18 protein-coding genes are annotated in these 20521 nt (G+C 57.1%); 8 read left to right on the forward strand and 10 right to left on the reverse strand.

Annotated elements, in window-relative coordinates; all coding sequences use genetic code 11:
* Positions 1 to 86 precede the first annotated feature (86 nt).
* Positions 87 to 860, reverse strand: coding sequence for a substrate-binding periplasmic protein (locus ACQYWX_RS25170; protein ID WP_431686766.1), 774 nt, complete (start codon positions 858 to 860; stop codon positions 87 to 89).
* A 91-nt stretch (positions 861 to 951) separates the two neighbouring features.
* Positions 952 to 1647 (reverse strand): hypothetical protein, encoded by a 696-nt coding sequence (locus ACQYWX_RS25175; protein WP_431686767.1) that lies wholly within the window; start codon positions 1645 to 1647, stop codon positions 952 to 954.
* A gap of 204 nt (positions 1648 to 1851) precedes the next feature.
* On the opposite strand from ACQYWX_RS25175, the gene ACQYWX_RS25180 reads away from it, so the two are divergent.
* Complete coding sequence (locus ACQYWX_RS25180; protein WP_431686768.1) at positions 1852 to 2331, forward strand: lasso peptide biosynthesis B2 protein; 480 nt, start codon at positions 1852 to 1854, stop codon at positions 2329 to 2331.
* On the opposite strand, the gene ACQYWX_RS25185 is transcribed toward ACQYWX_RS25180, so the two are convergent.
* Together ACQYWX_RS25185 and ACQYWX_RS25190 are read right to left on the reverse strand one after the other, a co-directional pair.
* On the reverse strand, positions 2317 to 3303 hold the full coding sequence (locus ACQYWX_RS25185; protein ID WP_431686769.1) for a hypothetical protein: 987 nt from the start codon (positions 3301 to 3303) through the stop codon (positions 2317 to 2319). The two genes, ACQYWX_RS25180 and ACQYWX_RS25185, sit on opposite strands and share 15 nt — an antisense overlap.
* An 80-nt stretch (positions 3304 to 3383) precedes the next feature.
* Positions 3384 to 4088, reverse strand: coding sequence for a pirin family protein (locus ACQYWX_RS25190; RefSeq protein WP_431686770.1), 705 nt, complete (start codon positions 4086 to 4088; stop codon positions 3384 to 3386).
* Between the two features lie 209 nt (positions 4089 to 4297).
* On the opposite strand from ACQYWX_RS25190, the gene ACQYWX_RS25195 reads away from it, so the two are divergent.
* Together ACQYWX_RS25195 and ACQYWX_RS25200 are read left to right on the forward strand one after the other, a co-directional pair.
* Positions 4298 to 5212: a LysR family transcriptional regulator gene (locus tag ACQYWX_RS25195; protein ID WP_431686771.1), complete on the forward strand. Its 915-nt coding sequence runs from the start codon at positions 4298 to 4300 to the stop codon at positions 5210 to 5212.
* Between the two features lie 171 nt (positions 5213 to 5383).
* Positions 5384 to 7072, forward strand: a complete 1689-nt coding sequence (locus ACQYWX_RS25200; protein ID WP_431686772.1) for an alkaline phosphatase D family protein — start codon at positions 5384 to 5386, stop codon at positions 7070 to 7072.
* A 46-nt stretch (positions 7073 to 7118) separates the two neighbouring features.
* On the opposite strand, the gene ACQYWX_RS25205 is transcribed toward ACQYWX_RS25200, so the two are convergent.
* Positions 7119 to 8042 (reverse strand): LysR family transcriptional regulator, encoded by a 924-nt coding sequence (locus ACQYWX_RS25205; RefSeq protein ID WP_431686773.1) that lies wholly within the window; start codon positions 8040 to 8042, stop codon positions 7119 to 7121.
* A gap of 105 nt (positions 8043 to 8147) precedes the next feature.
* Here ACQYWX_RS25205 and ACQYWX_RS25210 point away from each other — a divergent pair, with 105 nt between their 5' ends.
* Positions 8148 to 8558, forward strand: coding sequence for a VOC family protein (locus ACQYWX_RS25210; protein ID WP_431686774.1), 411 nt, complete (start codon positions 8148 to 8150; stop codon positions 8556 to 8558).
* Between the two features lie 13 nt (positions 8559 to 8571).
* Positions 8572 to 9678 carry an alkene reductase gene (locus ACQYWX_RS25215; RefSeq protein ID WP_431686775.1) on the forward strand — a complete coding sequence of 369 codons (1107 nt, stop codon included), beginning with the start codon at positions 8572 to 8574 and terminating at the stop codon, positions 9676 to 9678.
* A 93-nt stretch (positions 9679 to 9771) separates the two neighbouring features.
* Here the strand turns inward: ACQYWX_RS25215 and ACQYWX_RS25220 are convergent, their stop codons facing one another.
* From ACQYWX_RS25220 to ACQYWX_RS25230, 3 genes are all read right to left on the reverse strand, one after another.
* A complete protein-coding gene (locus ACQYWX_RS25220) occupies positions 9772 to 11310 on the reverse strand; it encodes a hypothetical protein (RefSeq protein ID WP_431686776.1) in 1539 nt (512 codons plus the stop codon).
* A gap of 138 nt (positions 11311 to 11448) precedes the next feature.
* Positions 11449 to 12135, reverse strand: coding sequence for a DsbA family protein (locus ACQYWX_RS25225; protein WP_216737858.1), 687 nt, complete (start codon positions 12133 to 12135; stop codon positions 11449 to 11451).
* Complete coding sequence (locus ACQYWX_RS25230) at positions 12129 to 12995, reverse strand: MBL fold metallo-hydrolase (RefSeq protein WP_431686777.1); 867 nt, start codon at positions 12993 to 12995, stop codon at positions 12129 to 12131. Before ACQYWX_RS25230 ends, ACQYWX_RS25225 begins: the two co-directional genes overlap by 7 nt.
* Positions 12996 to 13218: 223 nt before the next feature.
* On the opposite strand from ACQYWX_RS25230, the gene ACQYWX_RS25235 reads away from it, so the two are divergent.
* Entirely contained in the window at positions 13219 to 14493 is a 1275-nt protein-coding gene (locus ACQYWX_RS25235) for a cation:proton antiporter (protein WP_216737860.1), read from the forward strand.
* A gap of 32 nt (positions 14494 to 14525) precedes the next feature.
* On the opposite strand, the gene ACQYWX_RS25240 is transcribed toward ACQYWX_RS25235, so the two are convergent.
* Positions 14526 to 15419, reverse strand: coding sequence for a LysR substrate-binding domain-containing protein (locus tag ACQYWX_RS25240; RefSeq protein ID WP_216737861.1), 894 nt, complete (start codon positions 15417 to 15419; stop codon positions 14526 to 14528).
* A gap of 102 nt (positions 15420 to 15521) precedes the next feature.
* Here ACQYWX_RS25240 and metE point away from each other — a divergent pair, with 102 nt between their 5' ends.
* Positions 15522 to 17810, forward strand: a complete 2289-nt coding sequence (gene metE, locus ACQYWX_RS25245) for a 5-methyltetrahydropteroyltriglutamate--homocysteine S-methyltransferase (protein WP_216737862.1) — start codon at positions 15522 to 15524, stop codon at positions 17808 to 17810.
* A gap of 135 nt (positions 17811 to 17945) precedes the next feature.
* Here metE and ACQYWX_RS25250 read toward each other — a convergent pair whose 3' ends face one another.
* Positions 17946 to 19421, reverse strand: a complete 1476-nt coding sequence (locus ACQYWX_RS25250; RefSeq protein WP_431686778.1) for a hypothetical protein — start codon at positions 19419 to 19421, stop codon at positions 17946 to 17948.
* 196 nt (positions 19422 to 19617) lie between these two features.
* On the opposite strand from ACQYWX_RS25250, the gene ACQYWX_RS25255 reads away from it, so the two are divergent.
* The gene (locus tag ACQYWX_RS25255; RefSeq protein WP_431686779.1) at positions 19618 to 20439 is read left to right on the forward strand and encodes a substrate-binding periplasmic protein; all 822 of its coding nucleotides are present in this window, start codon (positions 19618 to 19620) and stop codon (positions 20437 to 20439) included.
* Positions 20440 to 20521 lie beyond the last annotated feature (82 nt).

Consider the following 20521-nt stretch of genomic DNA (forward strand, 5'->3'; position numbering starts at 1 on the left):
GAGTTTACCCACCAAGAACATTCAGTGACAAGTACTTTGTTTCCACTTCAGAACAATCAAAAATTAACGATATAAAACCCGCAAAGTCACTCGGCTGAACGGCCCACATACCGCCCATTAGCCGCATCGTCCAACAGCTGTTCCAGCAGGCCGTTTTCCTGGACTATTTTGAGTCCCTTATTGAAGGCGTTGCGCATTTTTTCTCCCCGTGGATTTTTGGTGAAGATGAGTCGGTAGGGCCAGGATTCGATGGGGGTGGGGTTGTAGGTAATGAGGTTGGATTCCTGGGGAAAGTTTTTGTGCAGGATATACAGGCCGACGTACTTATCCAGAGAGAAGGCGTCTATGCGGCCGGTGAGTAGCTTGGCGAAGTTGAGGCGTTCGTCGGATACGACTTCCATTTCCAGGTTGATTCCCTGTTCTTTGGCGGCTTCAAACCAGGGGTAGCTGGCGCTCATCAGGCCGCCGAATTTGAGTCCTACCAGATCCTTGTAGTCGCGCCACTGCATAGGCCGCGCTTTGGCGTAAAAGAAAACAGCGGAGCCTTCAAAAATCACATCGGAAAACAGGTAAACCTTTTCCCGTTCTTCCGTTTTCACCCACAGAATAGAGGTGTCCCAAAGTCCGTTTTCCACAAACAGCGCCACCCGATTCCAAGGGAAGAAGCCAACCTCTACATCAACATTCGCCGCCTTGAAGCAGACTTCCGCAATATGCGCCGCCATACCGTAATGCTGCAGTTCTTCAGAAAGATAAGGCGGCCATTCGCCAATAGCGATGCGCGCCGTCTCAGCGGCGGATGAGGTATACCCGGCTAAAATGAGCGCCAATGCCAGGACTACGCCACGAGTTCGCACCATAAGCTACTGAGACTCTGCAGAGGTTATTTCTGTCTAAAAAGCATAAACAGCGACACCCCTGGGGGCAAGTTGGCGCGCTTGCGGGCATCGACTATGACGTCAGCGACGAGACCCAATCAGATAGTTCGTCAATGTAGATCGCCTCGGAGCGCCCCAGCTCATAGGCCTCGCTCAATGCCGTCTCGGCATCCAGGATAAAAAGCAAGTGAGGAGAGTCACAGTGTTCGTTCGCGTAAAAGTAAAAGGGGCGATCAACAGGCAGCGCCTTGAAACTCTCTGATCCCGTTACATTCGCCAACGCAATATGCAGGCAGTAAAACACGCGGCGTTCATAAAGTTGGTAAATCGCTTCATATTCTTCTTCAGGAAAATTCTCATCGTCCCGGCGAGCTTCGTAGAACTCATATAGGGGGAAGCAGGCTTCCGGCAGCTCAAACCCGCAGGAGCCGTCAATCAGTCGGACACCGAAGTCAGGGTCTTCGTCCATGGCGTTTTTCACAGAGGCATAGACATAACCAAGCGCTTCCGGCGGGTCGCTTCCATCGTAATACCACTCAATGCACGCAGCTTTAATCGGGGCCAGGGGCTCACTCCACTGCTCTGGATTACGCCAGTAATCAAAAGCCTCCAACAGGTCTAGCGCGAGCTTCGCGGCGATATCCGCATTTTTCTGCGCATCGAAGTACTGCACCAAAGGCGCAAGAAATTCCGAAGGAGCCGCCAAGTTCCGCCGCGCCTCATTCAACTCCGCCGCCAACTGACGTCTGATTTGTTCATTATCGATCAAGGTCTTCCCCTCGTTATTAATATGGCAATGATATTGGCATGTTAATAATCAGGCGCATGGATGCGCCTGCGCGGCGGCTAGCCGCAGAAGACAAATAGAAAGAATCGATTTGTCCGCCTAATTAATACCACCTGACTTCAACTACACTAAAACCATTATGACGACATCCATTAATGCATAAAGCGCAGTGAACTGCCCAGCTCTATGACGACCTTACGGCGCAAACTCAAAACCGCCTGGCGACTTCCACGTCAGGAGAAATTGTGGCTGGCGTTTTTGTTTCCGTACAGCGCAATGGTGCGTGTGATGATTTGGGGGTTACCGTTTCGGCGTTTCGCCTGGGTTTTGGGGCGCGCGTCTGCGAATCATGAAGCACTGTTTTACGCCCCTGCGGAGCAACAATTATTGGCGCGACGCATCGGAGCCGTTTGCCGTTTGGTCGCCCGCTATACGCCGTGGGAGTGTAAGTGTCTGGCGCAAGCGATTATGGCCAGAACGCTATTGGGGTTTTACAGGACGCCTTATGTTATCCATCTGGGCGTTCTTAAAGAAAACGGCTCCGACGGCGGCTTAAAAGCGCATGCCTGGCTCAGAGTCGATGGCGCCATCATTACTGGCGGCGCCGACAGCGAGAGCTATGTGAAAGCTTCCACCTACCTGCCGCGCTTTTTATCCTCCGAGTAATTGTCGGTGTGGTTGCAGGCGCGAATAAACCGCCTGCAAGGCAAGCCTCAGGGCTGGATAGTGTTGCTCAAGCTGCGCATCCAGACGTTTTAGCTCATCTCTCGCGTCACGCGCTTCGTAGACAGACTCACCTTTCGAGTAGCGCTGGGTCGCGCTCAGCATATCCTGCTCTATACCTAAATACGGCTCCAAGCCGAAATGCTCCGCCAGCGCCGCTGAGGCGTCCGCGATGGATTCATACCCCATCACCCGCACTGACGCATCAGACGCCAACGCCGCCAGCATCGCCTGGGCGAATCCCAAGTATGTTCCTGCTGCAGCGCCAAGCAATGTTATATCCGCCGATGGGGTTTCTGATTGTTGCGGCGTCAGCAAGGATGCATCCGGTAATAGCTCCGCGTTGGCGCCGGTAAATGGCGGTGGCGGCCAATCTGCGGTAAGCCACTTGGGCGTTCCCCGCAGTAATGACTCCAGCACGGATAGATAATCGCGATACAGACAAAGCGACGGACAATGAAATGCGCGCAGATAGAGATCAATATGCATCAGGTTCCAGGAGGACAACTTGATCACCAAGCGCCGCCCCGTCTCCGCCGCCCATTGCGCCCATAAGCCAACGCAACGGCGCAACGCGACTACTTTGTGCGAGGGGGATAGACGTTGATGACGCACAATCTGGTTCAACAGGAAAGGCTCACCCAGCACCAGCGCCTGCGGATGCTGCTTCAACATCTGACACGCCAAGGTGGAGCCACATCGGCTGGTATGAAAAATCAGGCCCGCTGGTGGCGTTTCCACGCCCTCCGCGTTCAGCAGTTCCTCAAAGTGGGTCAGCCCGGCGCATTGCTGCTCTTGCGGCAGCGCCTCCACCGCCTCATGAAAAAATCCCGGCCGCAGCTCCAGTTGGTCGGGATTGATCCATCGTAACAGCAGACGCTCGTTCACCGTGGTTAGTTCATAGGGAATCAGCATCGACACATATCCTTGCTCGCTTTTGACAACCCCATGGATATTAACGGGTTCCTCCCTGCAGGATCGAGACTCTCGCTCTTCTACGCCTGCATTTTCATATCAAATACCAGCACTTCCGCATTGTCCGCGTTGGCGAAGGTGAGCTGACTGACGTTTTCCAGCCCCGCGCCATCGCCTCCCGTCAGCGCTTCCCCGTTCAGCGCCACACTCCCTTTGACGACCTGCACCCACACGCCTCGCTGCGGATCGATATCGAGAGAGACAGACTCTGCGCCATTAAGACGGGCGGCGTACAGGTTAACGTCCTGGTGGATCGTCACCGAGTCCTGCGAGCCATCGCGACTGCCGATCAGACGAAAAACGCCGGTCATGGACTCCGGCGCAAACGCCTTTTGCTCGTATCCCGGTTTGAGTCCTTTTTGCTCCGGGTAAATCCAGATTTGCAGAAACTCCACGCCCTCTGTCCGCGACTGGTTGTATTCGCTATGACGAATGCCGGTTCCCGCAGTCATCCGTTGCAGCTCTCCCGGGACGATAACAGAGCCGTTGCCGATGCTGTCTTTGTGTTCCAAAGCGCCGGACACGACATAGGAAATGATCTCCATATCGCTGTGCCCATGCGTATCGAAGCCTGCGCCCGGCGTCACTTGATCCTGATTGATCACGCGTAGAGGACCAAAGCCCATATGCGCAGGGTCGAAGTAATGTCCAAACGAAAACGTATGCTTTGAGTGCAGCCAACCGAAATTGGCGACGCCACGCTCGTGTGATCTGCGAATATTCATACTGTCTCCTCCTGTATTCGTTGAATGGAGACAGTTTAAACTTCTCATATTCGTAAACAATTAGTCAGAATAGAGCCATAGTGTCGCTATATATGCGACAATTTTTAAATACTTGAGCACGTACGCCAATATTTGTGCACGCACACCAGTATTTGTGCACGCAAAACAAAGGCTGAACCGAAAACGGCAACGGCAATTGAGAGGAAGCCATGGACAAACTGGCGGGGCTTACAGCCTTCGTAAAGGTGGCGGAAGCTGAGAGCTTCGCCAAGGCGGCGCGCGAGATGGGACTGTCGCGCTCGCAGGTGAATCGACAGGTGATTGCGCTGGAGGACGAACTGGGCGTCACCCTGCTGGCCCGCACGACGCGACAAGTCTCTCTCACCCCGACCGGACAGGCGTTTTATCTGCGCGCCAAATCCATTCTTAACGATCTGCAGGAAGCGGAAACCGCTATTCAATCCGATCATGCGGAGCCGCAGGGCGATTTGAAAATCAACGCGCCCATGTCTTTCGGCACTCTGCACTTGAGTTCCGCCCTGGCGGACTTCATGACGCGCTATCCCAACATCCGCGTACAACTGGTGTTGGACGACCGTTTTGTCGATCCGGTCTCGGAAGGCTTCGACATTACGGTGAGAGTGGCGGAAACCCGCGAAGCGCCTTCGTTGATTGAACATACCATCGTGGAAGCAAAACGCCTGTTGTGCGCGTCGCCGGGATACCTGCAACAGCATGGTCGCCCTCGCACCATCAAAGAACTCGCCAGTCGCCCTTGCCTGCATTACGGCAACCTCGCCTCCGGCTACACATGGCGGCTGCGTCGCGGCGACGCCCCGGAAACCAGCGTGCGGGTGAACGGGGTGCTGTGCTGCAATAACGCGGAAGCCCTGCGCGACGCCGCCGTGGCCGGGCTTGGCGTCGCCTTGTTGCCCACGTTTATCGCCGGCCCGGAGTTGCAGACGGGGCGTCTGGTGAGCGTGCTGCCGGAATATCAGGCGCCGCCGGTTTACCTGAGCCTGTTATACCCGCCTAACCGGCATTTGGCGGCCCGGGTTCGCGTCTTCGTCAAGTACATGCAGGACCGTTTTGGCGATCCGCTCTATTGGGATCTGATTTCGTGATGATTCGCACAAGTTTCTGAAATAAGCCCGCATTTTCTAGCAAAATTAAATATTTATGTAACATTATCCCTCTATCTTCCGCGCGACTTTCACAAGCAGGACAGAGAAAGGAATAATGAAAAAAATAAGCAGACGCGACTTTATCAAAGTCACCGCCGCCGGCATGGGGCGTTGGCCATATCCACTGGTCTGATGGGATGCAGCTCCGATGACGACGGCAATGCGCCCTATCAGGTGACCTTCAGTCATGGCGTCGCCAGCGGCGACCCGCTCAGCGACCGGGTGATCATCTGGACCCGCGCCCTCCCCGATGATGCCGGCGCCGAGGTGTCGGTATCCTGGGAAGTGGCGGACGACGCAGGTTTCACCAACCTGCTCCACACTGGAACCACGCAGACCTCCGCCGCTCAGGACTTCACCGTCAAAGTAGACGTGTTGAACCTGCAACCCGGAGCGACTTACTACTACCGCTTCACCGCAAACGGCGCGATCTCACCGGCGGGCGTCACCAAAACCTTACCGACGGTCAGCCCGGAACAGGTGAAGTTCGCCGTGTTCTCCTGCGCCAACTATCCCGCCGGACACTTCAACGTATACGCGGAAGCGGCGTTGCATGACGACCTGGACGCCGTCATCCACCTGGGAGACTACATTTACGAATACGGCGCTGGCGGTTATGCGACGGAAGACGCCGCCGCCATCGGACGCACGTTGCCGGACGACAACGCCAACGAAATCCTGACCCTCGCAGACTACCGTAAGCGCTATGCGCTATACCGCAGCGACGCCAACCTGCAGGCGCTGCATCACAAAACGCCGTTCATCACCGTCTGGGACGATCATGAGGTCGCCGACGACACCTGGAAGTCCGGCGCAAAAAACCACAATGAGGGCGAAGGCGAGTTTGAGGATCGCAAAATAGCGGCGCTGCAGGCTTACTTCGAATGGATGCCGATTCGACCGGTTGTGGATGATAATCACGAAATCATCTATCGCCAGTTTCAGTTCGGCGATCTGGTGTCCCTCTACATGCTCGACACCCGGGTGCTCGCCCGCGACAAACAGCTGGATTATCTCGACTATCTGGACCCGGTCAGCGGGAACTTCAACGCGCCTCAGTTCAGCGCAGACGTCAGCGACGCCAACCGTACGCTGCTGGGCGCGGAACAACGCAACTGGCTGCAGAACGCCATGGCCGCGTCCAACGCCACCTGGCAGGTGCTGGGCCAGCAAATACTGATGGGGCGCATGCTGCTGCCCGCGGAACTGCTGACGCAGCTGCTGGACCCAGATCCCAACACCATCCTGCCTGCTTTCGCCGAGCTGGCGAATATCAAGGGCCGTATCCTGATGGGCGATCCCAGCGTGACGGATGCGGAACGCGCAAGAGTGGAAACCGTACTGCCTTACAACCTGGACGCCTGGGACGGCTACGCGGCAGAGCGGGAGGTTTTGTTCGAAACGGCGAAAGCCATGAACAAGAATCTGGTGGCGCTGGCGGGAGACACTCACAACGCCTGGGCCAGCGATCTGAAAACCCTGTCCGGCGACCATGTCGGCGTGGAGTTCGCCACCGCCTCGGTGTCCTCTCCCGGTCTGGAAACTTACCTTTCCCTGCCCGATGACGCGACCACGATTGCCCAGACCGAACTGGGCGTGACCACGCTGGTGAGCGATTTACAGTATCTGAACGTCAATCAGCGCGGCTACCTGCTGACGACATTCACCGCAGACGAAGCCAGGGCGGACTGGCGTTTTGTCGACACCGTGAAGAGCCCGACCTACCAGCTGGCCGCCGCGCGTTCCGTCAGTTATAAAACGCTGCCGGGGCAAAATGACCGCAAGTTGATTGCAGTCTGATGTATTAATCAGGCCCAGTATCCCGCGGCTAGCCGATACGCCGGCCTCACAGGCCGGCTTCGCTGTTTACGAACTCGCCCAGATAATCCATAAACGCCTTTACGCAGGCTGGCGTGTATTTGCGGCTTGGGTAGATCATCTGCAGCCCCACTGCGCCCGTGTCTGCGCCATGCAAGCCGACGATCTGATCCGGCAACAGTTGGAGCAGACGTCCTTCTGTTATATCCCGGCTCACATCGCACCAGGATTTCAGCGCGATACCCAGCCCCGCCAACGCCCATTGACGGATCTGCGCGCCATCGTTGCTCGCCAGAAACGCCTCCACGGTCAGCGTTCGCCAGTCTGAGTCGGATTGAAAACGCCACTCCGCCAACATTTCCCCAAAGCGCGTCATCACCAGACAACGATGCCCCAGCAGATCTTCCGGCGATTGCGGCTGGCCAAATGACGCCACATACGCAGGCGACGCGCAAAGCACGCGACGATTGTCAGCCACCAGAGGGCGCACAATGAGATTGCTGTCCGGCAGGTTGCCGTAACGAATGGCGAGATCAAAACCTTCTTCAATCAGATTCACCACCCCGTCATGCAAATGCAAAACGGGTCGCACCTGGGGATGCAGGCTGACAAACTGCGCCAGCGCCGGGGCCACATATTGCCGGCCAAAATCTGAGGCGGCGGTGACGCGCAGTGAGCCGCGCAGCTCCCCTTCTTTCTCCAGCAGAGCCGCTTCCGCCTGCGCCATTTCCGTCACAACCCGCTGACCCGCCTCGTAAAAACGCGCGCCCGCCTCGGTCAATGCGATGCTGCGGGTGCTGCGCTGCAATAGCCGGGTCTGATAACGAGCCTCCAGCGCATTCATGCGCGCCGTCATACTCGCCGGCGACAGGCCCACTTCCCGCCCCGCCGCCGCCAGTCCGCCTGCGCGCACCACTCTGACAAACAGCTCAATGTCGTCAATCTTGCTCATATTATTCAGCTTTTACGAAAACAGATTACATATACGCGGCGATTATCAACTTTTTCTATAAGCATTAGGCTGCATTACATCAGCTCCGTCAACAGAGTGACTCCCATGTATATCAATCATGTTCTGATTCGCAGCAAAGACCTGACGGCCATGACGACGTTTCTCGTCGAGGTTATCGGGCTCAGGAACGGCGACCGTCCCGGCTTCCGCTTTCCCGGCGCCTGGCTGTACAGCGACGACCGTCCCATCGTTCATTTGGTCGGCGCGGATGCGTCGGACGAAGAGCAGGCCGCCTATCTTGGCGATAACACGATGGAAGGACGCGGCGCCGTTGATCATGTGGCGCTGGCGGGCGCCGATTACGAGCAACTCTTAACCCGTTTACGGCATCACGGCGCGACGTATAGCGAGCGCACCGTGCCTGCTTCACGGGAACATCAGGTTTTTGTGGAAGGTCCAGAGGGACTGAAGCTGGAGCTGTTGTTCGCCGAAGACAAAACCCCTTATCCCTCTTGAGCGGAGTATTCCCATGCATTATCCATTACTGTTTAACCCGGGCGTTATTGGCGCACTGGACATCGCCAACCGCATTGTCATGGCGCCGATGACCCGCGCCCGCACGGCTCAACCTGAAGACGCGCCTCGCGATCTCATGGCGATCTATTACGCCCAGCGGGCGCAAGCCGGATTGATCGTCAGCGAAGCCACGCAGATTTCCGCACAGGGCAAAGGCTACTCCTTCACGCCGGGGATCTACACCAACGCACAGATCGCAGGCTGGCGCATAGTTACCGATGCGGTCCACGCCGCCGGCGGACGGATTTTTTGCCAGCTCTGGCATGTCGGCAGAATGTCGCACGCCTCATTGCATGAAGACGGCATGCCGGTTGCGCCTTCCGCCATCGCCCCTGACGCCAAAGTCTGGATCGTAGGCGAGGACGGAGTGGGTCAGATGCTGGATTGCCCCACTCCCCGCGCCCTCACTCAGGCGGACATCCAGGCGATTATTCGGGACTACCGTCAGGCGGCGCTTAACGCCATGGAGGCGGGATTCGACGGCGTGGAGATTCACGGCGCCAATGGTTACTTGATCGACCAGTTCCTGCGCGCCACCGCCAACCAGCGCGACGATGACTATGGCGGCAGCCTCGACAAGCGTATCCGTTTCGTGCAGGAGGTGGCGCGTACTGTGTGCGACGCCATCGGCTCGCATCGGGTCGGCATCCGTTTATCGCCGTTCATCACTCAAAGAGGCATGGACGATCCGGAAGCGCCTGCGGCCATCCTGACGGCGGCGAAAACCTTCGACGAACTGGGCATGGCGTACATCCATCTGGCGGAAGCGGACTGGGACGACGCCCCGCCCGTGCCGGACAGTTTCCGCCGCCAACTACGGGAAGTCTTCAGCGGCGCGGTGATCGTGGCGGGCAATTACAACGCCGACAAAGCCAACGCAATCCTCAAGGCGGGCCACGCTGACTATGTCGCCTTCGGACGCATGTTCCTGGCGAATCCAGACCTGCCCTACCGCCTGCAGCACAACCTGGAGCTGAACGCCATCACCGATCCCTCTACTTTGTTTGGCGGCGATGCAGCAGGATATACGGACTACCCCGCCTATAGCGGCGCCGCGTAAGCAACATGAAACTAGGTGGGTTTAAAAACGGTTAAGTCAGCGAGTTGAGATATAAACAGGCCGCCATCAGCCTGTTTATCCTGAAAAGCGGGCTTAGTTTGGATTCAACTGAACATCCGCCGGTACGAGAGCAGGTCCAGCCAGGACAGGAATATCATGGTCCGAAACGTTATTCTGCTCAATAGGGTCGTTTGTCGCCGCGCCCACAGTGAGCGACATGGGCAAGCGCCCTGCCTGGCTGGGCCTGAAAGACAATACGAATTCTTTCTCCGCGCCCGGTTCGAGTTCTCCAGCGAAACAAGTGATCAGGCCGCCTGCGCGTTCGCATCCGGCAGGCGTGGACAGGGTGCGGGCGCTTACCGGTAAAGTCAGTTTCGCGTGTGCGCCCACCGCCTTATAAGAGCCCAGATTAGTGATATTGAATTTAACCTCGGTGTCGGCGTTGACTACCGTTTCCACCGGAGCGGCGAACGCCGCTTCCAGGTCCGTCGCCTCGCCGGCATGCATGCCCGTCAATAACAAATCTCCCCAGTCTCTGCCGTCGTAGCCAAACTTGCCGACGCCAAATTGCTGGAAGCGTATTTTGAAGCCGGGTCCGTATTCAAAGGTCGAATCCAGCGTGGCGCGAATACGCTCGATCTCGCCGTCCAGATCAACGTCAATCCTTCCGCCCACGGCGCCAAGGTCGAGCCGGTCTGCATTGACGACCGGATACCAATCCACGCCATTGTTGCTGATGCTGACGCCATCTCCCTCCACTGAGCCGGCAAAGCTCTCGGGAAGCATCGCGGCGTCATCGGTGGTTTCGGACTGATAAAAGCTCAGGGTGACTTGCGAGGCGTTACTGAGGTCCACCGACCAGTCCATTTCATTCGCCGTTGGCGTGGAGAAATAGTTAGTCTGATCCATCCGCAAACGGCCATTGACGACGCTCATACGCCCGCCCTGGTTGCTGCTTCGGAACTGAAAACCCTCGTCCTGGGAAGGCATTCCCCAATCAAAATGGCGCTGGAACAATACATTGTCGGGAGTGTAGGGCGCGCCGGGTTCATCGTTCATAAAGAAGCGAACGCCTTTGACTACATTGCCGTTGCTCTGGTATCCCGGAAAAATAATTCGATCGTTGTAGGTGTTATCTCTTTTGCCTTCACTGACAGAACGAATATTCAAACCAAGGTAGCGTTTCCCTTCAGCCTTCAACTGGCGCGCGTAGCGGCTCAAGTCCACCCGCCAGCTACCCAAGTTATCAATGGCCTGAGTCGCAAGCAGCGCCTCCCCTCTTTCCGCATCAGATAAGTCCAGCACGCCGTCGCCACTGTATCCCCAAAACGCCACATCCGGCTGATTGCTGTATCCAGTCAGATAAAACTCAAGCCATGCATGCTCCAGTTGACGATCGTCTGGAAACGCGCTCAGATCTATCTCGATGACTGCGCGTCGCGTATAGCGTTGATTCAGATAGTTAACGTTGCGCCAGTGCGCATAGAGATAACTGGTGGAATAAATGGATTCAAAACGTCCATCGACGTCGTTATCGGAAAAGGTTGCATTGCCCACTATCGGCGCACTGATTTCCATTGCAAACCCCAGGGCCGGACAGCTCAACAAACCCGCCGCTATTAACTTCTTCATCACAGTAATTTCCTTATAAGACCAATACCAACCATCGTTTCCCGTCTCCCTTGAGAGCGGTTACGCGCTATTCAGCATAAGAACCGAAACGTCGGGTTATGGTTGCAACGGGCGTCCTTGCCCGGATAGATGAATGTCTCAGGAACAGCCGTCAGGCGTACAGAAGGGCGCATCGTCCGAGTCGTCTTTCTGCGCCTTGCTTCCAATCAACACTTCCAGATGAGCGGCGAAGGCGTCCGGTTTGCCGAGATGGGGACCTACGGCGACCGGAACCACTGAGCCGTCGATAATCAGCGCCAGTGAGGGATAGCCGCGCAGGCTCAGGCGCGTCATCTCCCGTCGCGTCGCCTGAATATGGGCGGCGGCGGAGCTGGCGTTGACGGACATCTGCGCAGTGAAGCGTTCGCCATCCAGACCGATGCTTTGCGCCAGTCGGGTCAAGGTCGCCAGGTCGGCGATGCGCTCACCTTCGACATAATGCGCCCGCTGCAGTCGGTGCAGCATCGCCAGTGCATCGCCGCCCAGGCTTTCCGCCGCCAGCACCGCGCGGATCGGCGGCTCGGAATCAAATACGGCATCCTGATCCCGCAGCAGGCCATTGAAGTAGGCGTCTCCAAAAGGCTGACCTGTCAGCGCCTGAATCCGTTGGTCATGCGGCATAACATAACGGCGCAGCGACTCATTCACCGGCTGCCGGTTGGCTCCGATCATCAGTCCGCCGGCGCGGAGATTCACCGGCATCATTTCCCGCGCCTTGCTGATCAGCGGCGCGGCGGCGTAGCACCACCCGCAGATCGGATCGTAAAAGTAGTCGAGTTCTACCACTTCATCTCCCCTTTCTCTACTTTCGCGCTGATTTCCAGAGCAATGCCGGTTTCCAGCTTCGGATAAGCCTGCTCCATCGCCTGCATCAGGGCGTCTGCGTTTTTAGCGTCCTTGGCTTCTTCTTCAAAGCGCTTCAGGTAAGTGCGGGTGAAATCGATGGCGCTCACGTCCATATCGGAATCCGGCAGCATGTGTCCGGGCACCACGATAGCCGGGTGCAGCGCTTTCATTTCGTCCAGTTGCGCAACCCAGGCGTCGCGTTCGCTTTGCTTCTGCGTATCCGCCATCCACACATGCATGTCCGCCAGCACAGCAACGTTACCGACAATCGCCTGCAAAGAAGGCACCCACACGTAGGGGCGGTGCGCCAGCTCGCCCTGCATGCCGCGCACTTCCAGTTTCTCTCCGTCCACAGTGATGAAGTTACCTTTCAACGCCGCCGGGACAACCGGATGGCGCGGTGCGTTAGCGCCCATTTTCGGGCCCCAGAACTCCACTTTGAACGGCAGTTTGGCCTTGATGTGCTCCAGCACCGCAGGCGGCGCCACGACGTCGGCTTGCGGAAAGATTTCCTTCAGCACTTCCACGCCAAAGTAATAGTCCGGATCAGCGTTGCTGACCAAGATGGTTTTCAGCGTTTTACCGGAGTCCAGCACATTGGCGGCGATGCGATAGGCGTCGGCGCGGGTGAATCCAGCGTCCACCACAACCGCTTCAGTTTCTCCGCTGATGACGGTGGAAGTGACGTTGAAACTGTTGTCGTCAGCGTTGTAGACCTTCAATTGCAGCGGTTCTTTCGCTTCAACGGCGGCAGTGAATGAAACAGCGACGGATGCGGCTAAAAGTAGTTTGCGAAACATGATCAGTGACTCCTCATATGAATAATTGATGGGAGCACTATAATTTCCAGATAAGCGCAGAAAAATGGCCATATCCGCACAACTTTGTTGCATGAATTAAGCGAATAGGGGACGGGACTGGTGCGTTGGGTTGCGCTAAGTCGCTGACGTCGGTACAAAATAAAAGACATGAATCCGCAAACTTTCATCTTTGCTCCGCTCTGGCGGATATGACAAATCATCCATGAACTTTGAATTGACGCTCCTGCTGTTCGGCGCTGCGGTGATCGCCTTCGCGCTTATTTCCCGTTGGTCCCAGCAGGGACCCATGACTGCCCCCTTGTTTTTTACGCTGGCCGGATTGCTGCTCAGCGATCGCGGTCTGGGTCTGCTCGCCGCCGATCCTGAATGGAGTCTGGCGCACTGGTTGGCGGAGGTCACCCTAGTGTGGGTGTTGTTTACCGATGCGTCGCGCATCAATCTGCGTCAGCTCAGGGAAGGCCACAATATTCCGCTACGTCTGCTCGGTTTGGGGCTGCCGTTGTGTATCGGCGTCGGCGCGTTGATCGCCTATCCCATGTTTCCTGAGCTGGGTTGGGCGGGCGCTTTCACCCTGGCGGTGATCCTGGCGCCGACGGACGCGGCGCTGGGACAGGCGGTCATCAATAACGAACGCGTACCGGTGCGCATCCGTCAGGCGTTCAATGTGGAAAGCGGACTCAATGACGGCATGGCGCTGCCTTTGCTGATCATCGGTCTGTCCTGGCTGATTGGCGAAAACCACAGCGCCAGTCACTGGCTGGAACTGGCGTCGATGCAACTGTTGCTAGGCCCGATCTATGGCGTCGCCGTGGGTCTGGCGGCGGGACGCGCGCTGGACGTCGGCGTGCAACGACGCTGGGTGAGCCCGACCTATCAGCGTCTGGGACTGCTGGCCATCGCCATGGCGTCATACGGCTTGGCGGAACTGTGCGGCGGCAATGGCTTTATCGCCGCCTTCTGCGCGGGCGCGGCGGTAGGCACGCGTACTCACGTTTTCTGCGCCCCTCTGCATCGCTTTGCGGAAACCGAAGGGCAGTTATTAAGCCTGATCAACTTTCTGTTGTTCGGCGCCATCATGATTCCACACGCCCTGCCGGATCTCACCTGGACGCACTTCTTCTATGCGCTATTGAGTCTGACGGTCATTCGCATCATCCCGGTGATAATCAGCCTGACTGGCACCCAGCTGCAGTTCACCAGCAAGCTGTTTCTGGGCTGGTTCGGGCCACGGGGGCTGGCCTCCCTGCTCTATGTGCTGCTGGTCATGCAGGAGGATCATGCGCCTGGGAAAGATCAGCTCTTCAGCGTCGCCGTGCTGACCATCCTGCTCAGCGTATTGCTGCATGGCGTCACCGCCGCGCCGCTGGCGCAACGATACAGCCGCTATATTCAGCGCAACAGCGCGGATACCGGCGCCGAGCAGAAAGAAACCTCCAGCTTCCCTACCCGGCGACCCTTTGGGCGCGAGGAAACCTGAACGCTCCAACAGAGCGTTTAAACAGACGACTGCTAGCCCTTCCACTCCGCATCCCGCGCCATGGCGACGAAGGAGGCCAAATAGTCCGTGCCGGCGTCCTCTTCACGCACGCCCAGAAAAATCTGTTTAGCGATGCCCTGCGGCCCCAGTCGCACCGGACGCACCGGTATCTTCTGCGCATACTCCGCCACCAGCCACTTCGGCAAAGCCGCCACGCCACGCCCCGCCGCCACCATTTGCAGCATGATGTCCGTCGTCTCAATCGTCTTGTGTTGCCTGGGGTTGCAGTTGGCGGGCAACAGGAACTGGTTGTAGATATCCAGGCGATCGATATCCACGGGATAAGAAATCAGGGTCTCCTGCAACAGGTGGGCAGGTTCGACGAAGGCAGTTTGCGCCAGCGGGTGATTATTGCTCACCACCAGCACCTGCTCGTAATCGAACACCGGCTGAAAGGACAATCCATCCTTGCGCATCGGGTCCGGCGTCACCAGCACGTCGATTTCATACCCAATCAACGCCCCGATGCCGCCAAACTGAAACTTCTGTTTGACGTCCACATCTACATCCGGCCAGCGCTGCAGGTACGGCGCCACCACTTTCAGCAGCCACTGATAACAGGGATGGCACTCCATACCGATGCGCAATGCGCCGCGCTGCCCCTGAGAGAACTGACTCATCACCAGTTCGGCGTGTTCGAACTGCGGCAGCAGTCGTTTGGCCAACGCCAACAGGTACTCTCCAGCCTGGGTAAAGCGCAGATTGCGGCCTTCCTTGGTCCAGACCGCGGCGCCTAATTGCTGCTCCAGTTTCTTTACCGCATGACTGAGAGCGGATTGCGTCAGACACAGGCTTTCCGCAGCGGCGGTCAGCGAACCTAAACGGTCCACTTCCCGCAGGATGGCGAGATGATTACGTTCCAGCATGTCAGCAACTCATGAATTTATTTAATAGATAGATGAAATCTTAACATTATTTTTCATAATTCTGAGTCTCTATGATGAAGTCATCGACATAGGAGGCATGACATGATTACCACTCACAACCTGGGGTTCCCCCGCATTGGCGCAAAACGGGAATTGAAATTCGCTCAGGAAGATTATTGGAAAGGACGCATTCCCCAGGAAGAGCTGCTGAAAGTAGGCGCGGAGCTGAGGCAGCGCCATTGGCGTAATCAGTCCCAACTGGACCTGGTTCCGGTAGGCGACTTTTCCTTCTACGATCAAGTCTTGGATATGAGCTTCACCCTCGGCGTCATTCCCGAGCGGGTCAGCCGTCTGCAAGGCGACGAGCTGGACAACTACTTCCGGGTCGCCCGCGGCCGTTCGGCGCAGGACAGCGATTGCCATTGCGTGCATGCCGGAGAGATGACCAAGTGGTTCGACACCAACTATCACTACATCGTGCCGGAGTTCACCGCAGACACCGCATTTTCGCTCAATCCGTCCCGTTTGCTGGCGGAAATTGCGGAGGCGAAGCAAACCAGCGCCAAGATCAAGCCCGTCATCATTGGCCCTGTGACCTATCTGTGGCTGGGCAAGAGCAAAGACGGCTCCAATAAACTCGACCTGCTGGAGCGTCTGTTGCCGGTCTACGCTGCGCTACTGGACGTGTTGGCTAGCCAGGGCGTGGAGTGGGTGCAGATCGACGAGCCCATTTTGGTCACTGAGCTGGACGCCAGCTGGCGATACGCGCTCAACCTCGCCTATCACACGCTCAAGTCCAGTAAAGCCAAACTGCTGTTGGCGACCTATTTCGGACAACTGCAGGACAACCTGCAACTGGCCTGCGAACTGCCTGTGGGTGGGCTGCATGTGGACGCCATCAATGGACGTGCGGAGATCGGTAAACTGATCGACTGGCTGCCGAGCCATAAAGTGCTGTCTCTGGGCGTAGTGAACGGACGTAATATCTGGAAGACCGACCTCAATCAAACCCTGGACTGGCTGCAACCGGTTTACGACAAACTGCAATCCCGTTTGTGGCTGGCGCCGTCCTGCTCTCTGCTGCACTCCCCTGTGGATCTGGACAGCGAAGAGAAGATGGATGCGGAGATCAAATCCTGGCTGGCGTTCGCCCTGCAAAAGCTGGATGAAGTGAAGATTCTTGCGACAGCATTGAGCGAGGGCCGCAACACGGTCGCAGAGGCATTGCAGGAAAATCAGTCTTGCGTGGACAGCCGCAAAGGGTCTTCTCGCGTGCATAATCCAGCCGTGAAAGAGGCCGTGGAGGCGATCACCGCCGACATGGGCGATCGTCGCAGCGACTATCAAACCCGGGCAGCCAGACAGGCGCAAAGATTGCAGTTGCCTGCGTTCCCGACCACCACTATCGGGTCGTTTCCACAAACTGCGGACATTCGTAATGCGCGCCGCCGTTATCGTCAGGGCGAGCTGCAGGACAACGAATACCGCGCGCTGATGCAGCAGGAAATCGAGCGTTGCGTAAGAGAGCAGGAAAGCCTGGGTCTGGACGTGCTGGTGCACGGCGAAGCGGAACGCAACGACATGGTGGAGTATTTCGGCGAGCAGTTGGACGGCTATGTGTTCAGTCAGTTCGGCTGGGTGCAGTCCTACGGCTCCCGCTGCGTCAAACCGCCCATTATTTTTGGCGATATCAGCCGCCCGCAGGCGATGACCGTGGAATGGATCAAGTATGCGCAATCACTCACCGACCGCCCGATGAAAGGCATGTTGACCGGTCCGGTGACCATTCTGAACTGGTCTTTCGTACGGGACGATCAGCCTCGCGCCCTAACCTGTTATCAACTGGCGCTGGCCATTCGCGCCGAAGTGCAGGACCTGGAGCGCGCCGGCGTTCGCGTCATCCAGATCGATGAAGCGGCGTTACGGGAAGGCTTGCCGTTAAGACGCGCGCAGTGGCGGGAATACCTGCAATGGGCGGTCAGCTCATTCCGCATCGCCGCCAACGGCGTCGGTGATGAAACTCAGATTCACACCCACATGTGCTACTCCGAGTTTAACGACATTATCGAGGCCATCGCCGGGATGGACGCGGACGTCATCACTATCGAAACCTCCCGTTCCGACATGGAGCTGCTGGACGCCTTCGATAACTTTAAATACCCGAATGAAATCGGCCCGGGCGTGTATGACATCCATTCGCCAAACATTCCGAGCGAAACGCACATCGTCCAGTTGATGCGTAAAGCCGCCGAGCGCATTCCCGCACACCGACTGTGGGTGAATCCGGATTGCGGCCTGAAGACCCGCAACTGGGAAGAAGTACGCCCGGCATTGCAGAACATGGTGAACGCCGCCAAACAGCTACGCGCCGACACCGTCGCCGCAGCCTGATATTCCCTAACCACCCCCGCGTGCAAGCGCGTTCAGAGGACCGGAGCCATCCCGGTCCTCTTCTTTTTTGTTGTTACTGCTTTGTCTTCCCGCTTTTCTGCGTATCCGCCGCCCCGTTATCGACGTCAATACGCATCAGCCATCGCTATCGTCGCCGGAGACCAGCTCCACTGAGAGCGCGCCATTGGCGCGATAAGCAGAGGATTGATGCTGCGCGCCGAAAAATACCAACGCCTCCCCAGCGCCAGTGAACTTCACTTCGTCCAGCCCCAGGTCCAACTGCGCCGAAGCGCCAAAGAACACACGCACGCATTGCACATGTCGCAAATCGACGCCCTGAGCAGTGAAATCAGCAAGCGGAATTTCCACCGTACTCCAATCCGGGCCGACGCTGAGGTAGTCGTTCAACGATACGCCCAGGTCTTTCCTCACCTGCGTATCCCATAACTGCACATACCATTGCGACGGCGCGGCGCCGTTCAGCGTCTTGAAGGACAACGACAGTTTATCCAGCCCCATGGCGGGCAAGTCGAACTCTCCGCTCCACAGGGCGCTTTCAAACAGCCGAAATTGATCCCACTGCACATCGTCTCCGTGCAGACGCAGATACAGGCCATCTCCCTCTCCCGGTTGGGGGTCTGGATCAGGAGGCGTACCAGCGTCCTTGGCGAAGCTCAACAACCAGTGAAACAGAACATGGCGGCCAAATTCGTTGTAGTGATAGTAATAACCGTCGCCGCCATAAGCGCCGGCGGCGTCGACATTGGGATCATTGTGGTCGTAGGCTAATTCCAGATAGTAATTTTTGCTATCCACAACCTGGCCATCGCTGTTTTTGAACGTGTGATTCAGCTTCAGACCATAGGCGCCATCCCAGGAGTTGTGCCCAACGCCTGCGAAGCTGGTCAGCTTGGCGGGAAACATCGGCGGGTAATCCGGATCGCCGCAGCCGTTCAGCTTTTTATCCACGGCGTTTTTACCGGAGTTGTGTCCGATAACCGCGTCTTCATCGCCATGAAACGCCCAGACTGCGATGTGATGAATAGCCTCACAGTCGAACTCCTGTGGATACCAGGCGGCGATGGGGGCGGCTGCGGCGAGGGTGTCCGGCCGATCCCGCAGCACGTTGTAGGTTCCGTTGCCGCCCTGGCTATAACCGGTGACGTAGACGCGATTCAGGTCCACGTTGTAATTGGCCACCGCGTGGTTATAGATTTGTTCATAGCGGCTTTTATGCATGCCGCATATTCCCGATCCGCCCGCCGGCAACTGCGGCGCCAGCACAATCAACGGAGATGACGCTTCCCACAGGCCATCCCGAATCATCCTGGGAACGCCGGCGCCCGACACCTTGTTGAGGATTTGCATGTTCAGGGAATAAGTTCCATCACCGTTATTCACGGTGGCGTCGCCGCATTCGCCCAGTCCATGCAAGGAAATCAGCAGAGGATAACCCTCCTCGCGCAGAGGGTCGTAATCAGCAGGGAGGTGTATGAAACCATTCAGGGTTTGCGGGGTTTCCATTTTGCCGTTGATGGGCGTCAGCGCCGCGTAGACGGCGGACGTCAGGAACAGCGTCGCCGCGAGAAGGAGAGATATTAAGGTTTTCATGGCGATTCCTTTGCGCTTGCAACAGTATTAACCAGGCAGACAAATAGCTCCATGATGACTATAGCTAACGCGGGGGCGGGAAACGGTCTCTGCATCACGAAACCGGGTAACGTCCTACATCCTTCCGTTAAGAAATGTAATCCCGCCCGAAGCGCCTATAATTACTAAGACAGCTTTAACGTCGCAGGTGCATCCCATGTCCTCGCCCTTCACGACCGGTCGCCCACGCTTCACTGCTCTCGCCGCTTTATACAGTCTGTTTCTGATCGCCGCCCCGGTCGCCTCGGAAACCCTGACCGTGGCCACCGGCGACTGGCCTCCCTATGTGTCGCCGCAGTTAAAGCACTATGGCGTCACTGCGCGCATCGTCAAAGAAGCCTTCGAAGCGGCGGGGGATAAAGTCGTGTTTCAGTTCTTTCCCTGGAAGCGCACGCTGCTGATGTCGGAAGAAGGGCTGGCGGACGCCTCTTTTCCCTGGAGCCACAAACCGGAACGGGAAGCCCATCATTACTACAGCGACTCCATCGGCAGATATGGATATGTGTTTTTCCACCTCAAAACCACATCGTTTGAATGGCGTGAACTCAGCGACCTGCGCAGCCTGAAAGTCGGCGGCACCAACAGCTATAACTACGGCGAAGACTTCGTGAGCGCCTCAAAGGATGGGCTGTTTGAGATTGAATGGGTGCACTCCGACGAACTGAACTGGCGCAAACTGCTGGCGGGGCGCCTCGACATCTTTCCCTCGGACGTCGAAGCAGGCTACGCCGAACTTCGCGACCTGTTCCCCGCGGAACAGGCCAACCGCGTGACGCACCACCCTCACCCGCTAAAGCCGCTCACCACCATGCATCTCCTGTTCTCCATGGAAAAACCGGAAAGCGTCGAACGCCTCAAACGCTTCAACGCCGGCCTGCAACAACTGCACGCAGAGGGCAAAATCGAGCAGTACCTGCGCGAATCCCGAGAGGGACAATATCGTTTAGTCAGCGAGGAAGTGCGGGAAGAAGGGTTGTAAGGGCGCAGCGCCACAAAACCAATACCGCCAGACACCGACGAATGGATAAGTCCCTGCGCGCCCGCTCTGATTATAATACCCC

Source organism: Hahella sp. NBU794, assembly GCF_050749805.1.
Classification (GTDB): domain Bacteria; phylum Pseudomonadota; class Gammaproteobacteria; order Pseudomonadales; family Oleiphilaceae; genus Hahella.

What these genes read in the sequence shown, in the direction of transcription:
- ACQYWX_RS25250 (WP_431686778.1), bottom strand. Translation starts at nt 19,421, where the DNA reads ATGAAAACCTTAATATCTCTCCTTCTCGCGGCGACGCTGTTCCTGACG.
- ACQYWX_RS25235 (WP_216737860.1), top strand. Translation starts at nt 13,219, where the DNA reads ATGAACTTTGAATTGACGCTCCTGCTGTTCGGCGCTGCGGTGATCGCC.
- ACQYWX_RS25195 (WP_431686771.1), top strand. Translation starts at nt 4,298, where the DNA reads ATGGACAAACTGGCGGGGCTTACAGCCTTCGTAAAGGTGGCGGAAGCT.
- ACQYWX_RS25255 (WP_431686779.1), top strand. Translation starts at nt 19,618, where the DNA reads ATGTCCTCGCCCTTCACGACCGGTCGCCCACGCTTCACTGCTCTCGCC.
- ACQYWX_RS25190 (WP_431686770.1), bottom strand. Translation starts at nt 4,088, where the DNA reads ATGAATATTCGCAGATCACACGAGCGTGGCGTCGCCAATTTCGGTTGG.
- ACQYWX_RS25210 (WP_431686774.1), top strand. Translation starts at nt 8,148, where the DNA reads ATGTATATCAATCATGTTCTGATTCGCAGCAAAGACCTGACGGCCATG.
- ACQYWX_RS25215 (WP_431686775.1), top strand. Translation starts at nt 8,572, where the DNA reads ATGCATTATCCATTACTGTTTAACCCGGGCGTTATTGGCGCACTGGAC.
- ACQYWX_RS25180 (WP_431686768.1), top strand. Translation starts at nt 1,852, where the DNA reads ATGACGACCTTACGGCGCAAACTCAAAACCGCCTGGCGACTTCCACGT.
- ACQYWX_RS25240 (WP_216737861.1), bottom strand. Translation starts at nt 15,419, where the DNA reads ATGCTGGAACGTAATCATCTCGCCATCCTGCGGGAAGTGGACCGTTTA.
- ACQYWX_RS25205 (WP_431686773.1), bottom strand. Translation starts at nt 8,042, where the DNA reads ATGAGCAAGATTGACGACATTGAGCTGTTTGTCAGAGTGGTGCGCGCA.
- metE (WP_216737862.1), top strand. Translation starts at nt 15,522, where the DNA reads ATGATTACCACTCACAACCTGGGGTTCCCCCGCATTGGCGCAAAACGG.
- ACQYWX_RS25170 (WP_431686766.1), bottom strand. Translation starts at nt 860, where the DNA reads ATGGTGCGAACTCGTGGCGTAGTCCTGGCATTGGCGCTCATTTTAGCC.
- ACQYWX_RS25220 (WP_431686776.1), bottom strand. Translation starts at nt 11,310, where the DNA reads ATGAAGAAGTTAATAGCGGCGGGTTTGTTGAGCTGTCCGGCCCTGGGG.
- ACQYWX_RS25185 (WP_431686769.1), bottom strand. Translation starts at nt 3,303, where the DNA reads ATGCTGATTCCCTATGAACTAACCACGGTGAACGAGCGTCTGCTGTTA.
- ACQYWX_RS25230 (WP_431686777.1), bottom strand. Translation starts at nt 12,995, where the DNA reads ATGTTTCGCAAACTACTTTTAGCCGCATCCGTCGCTGTTTCATTCACT.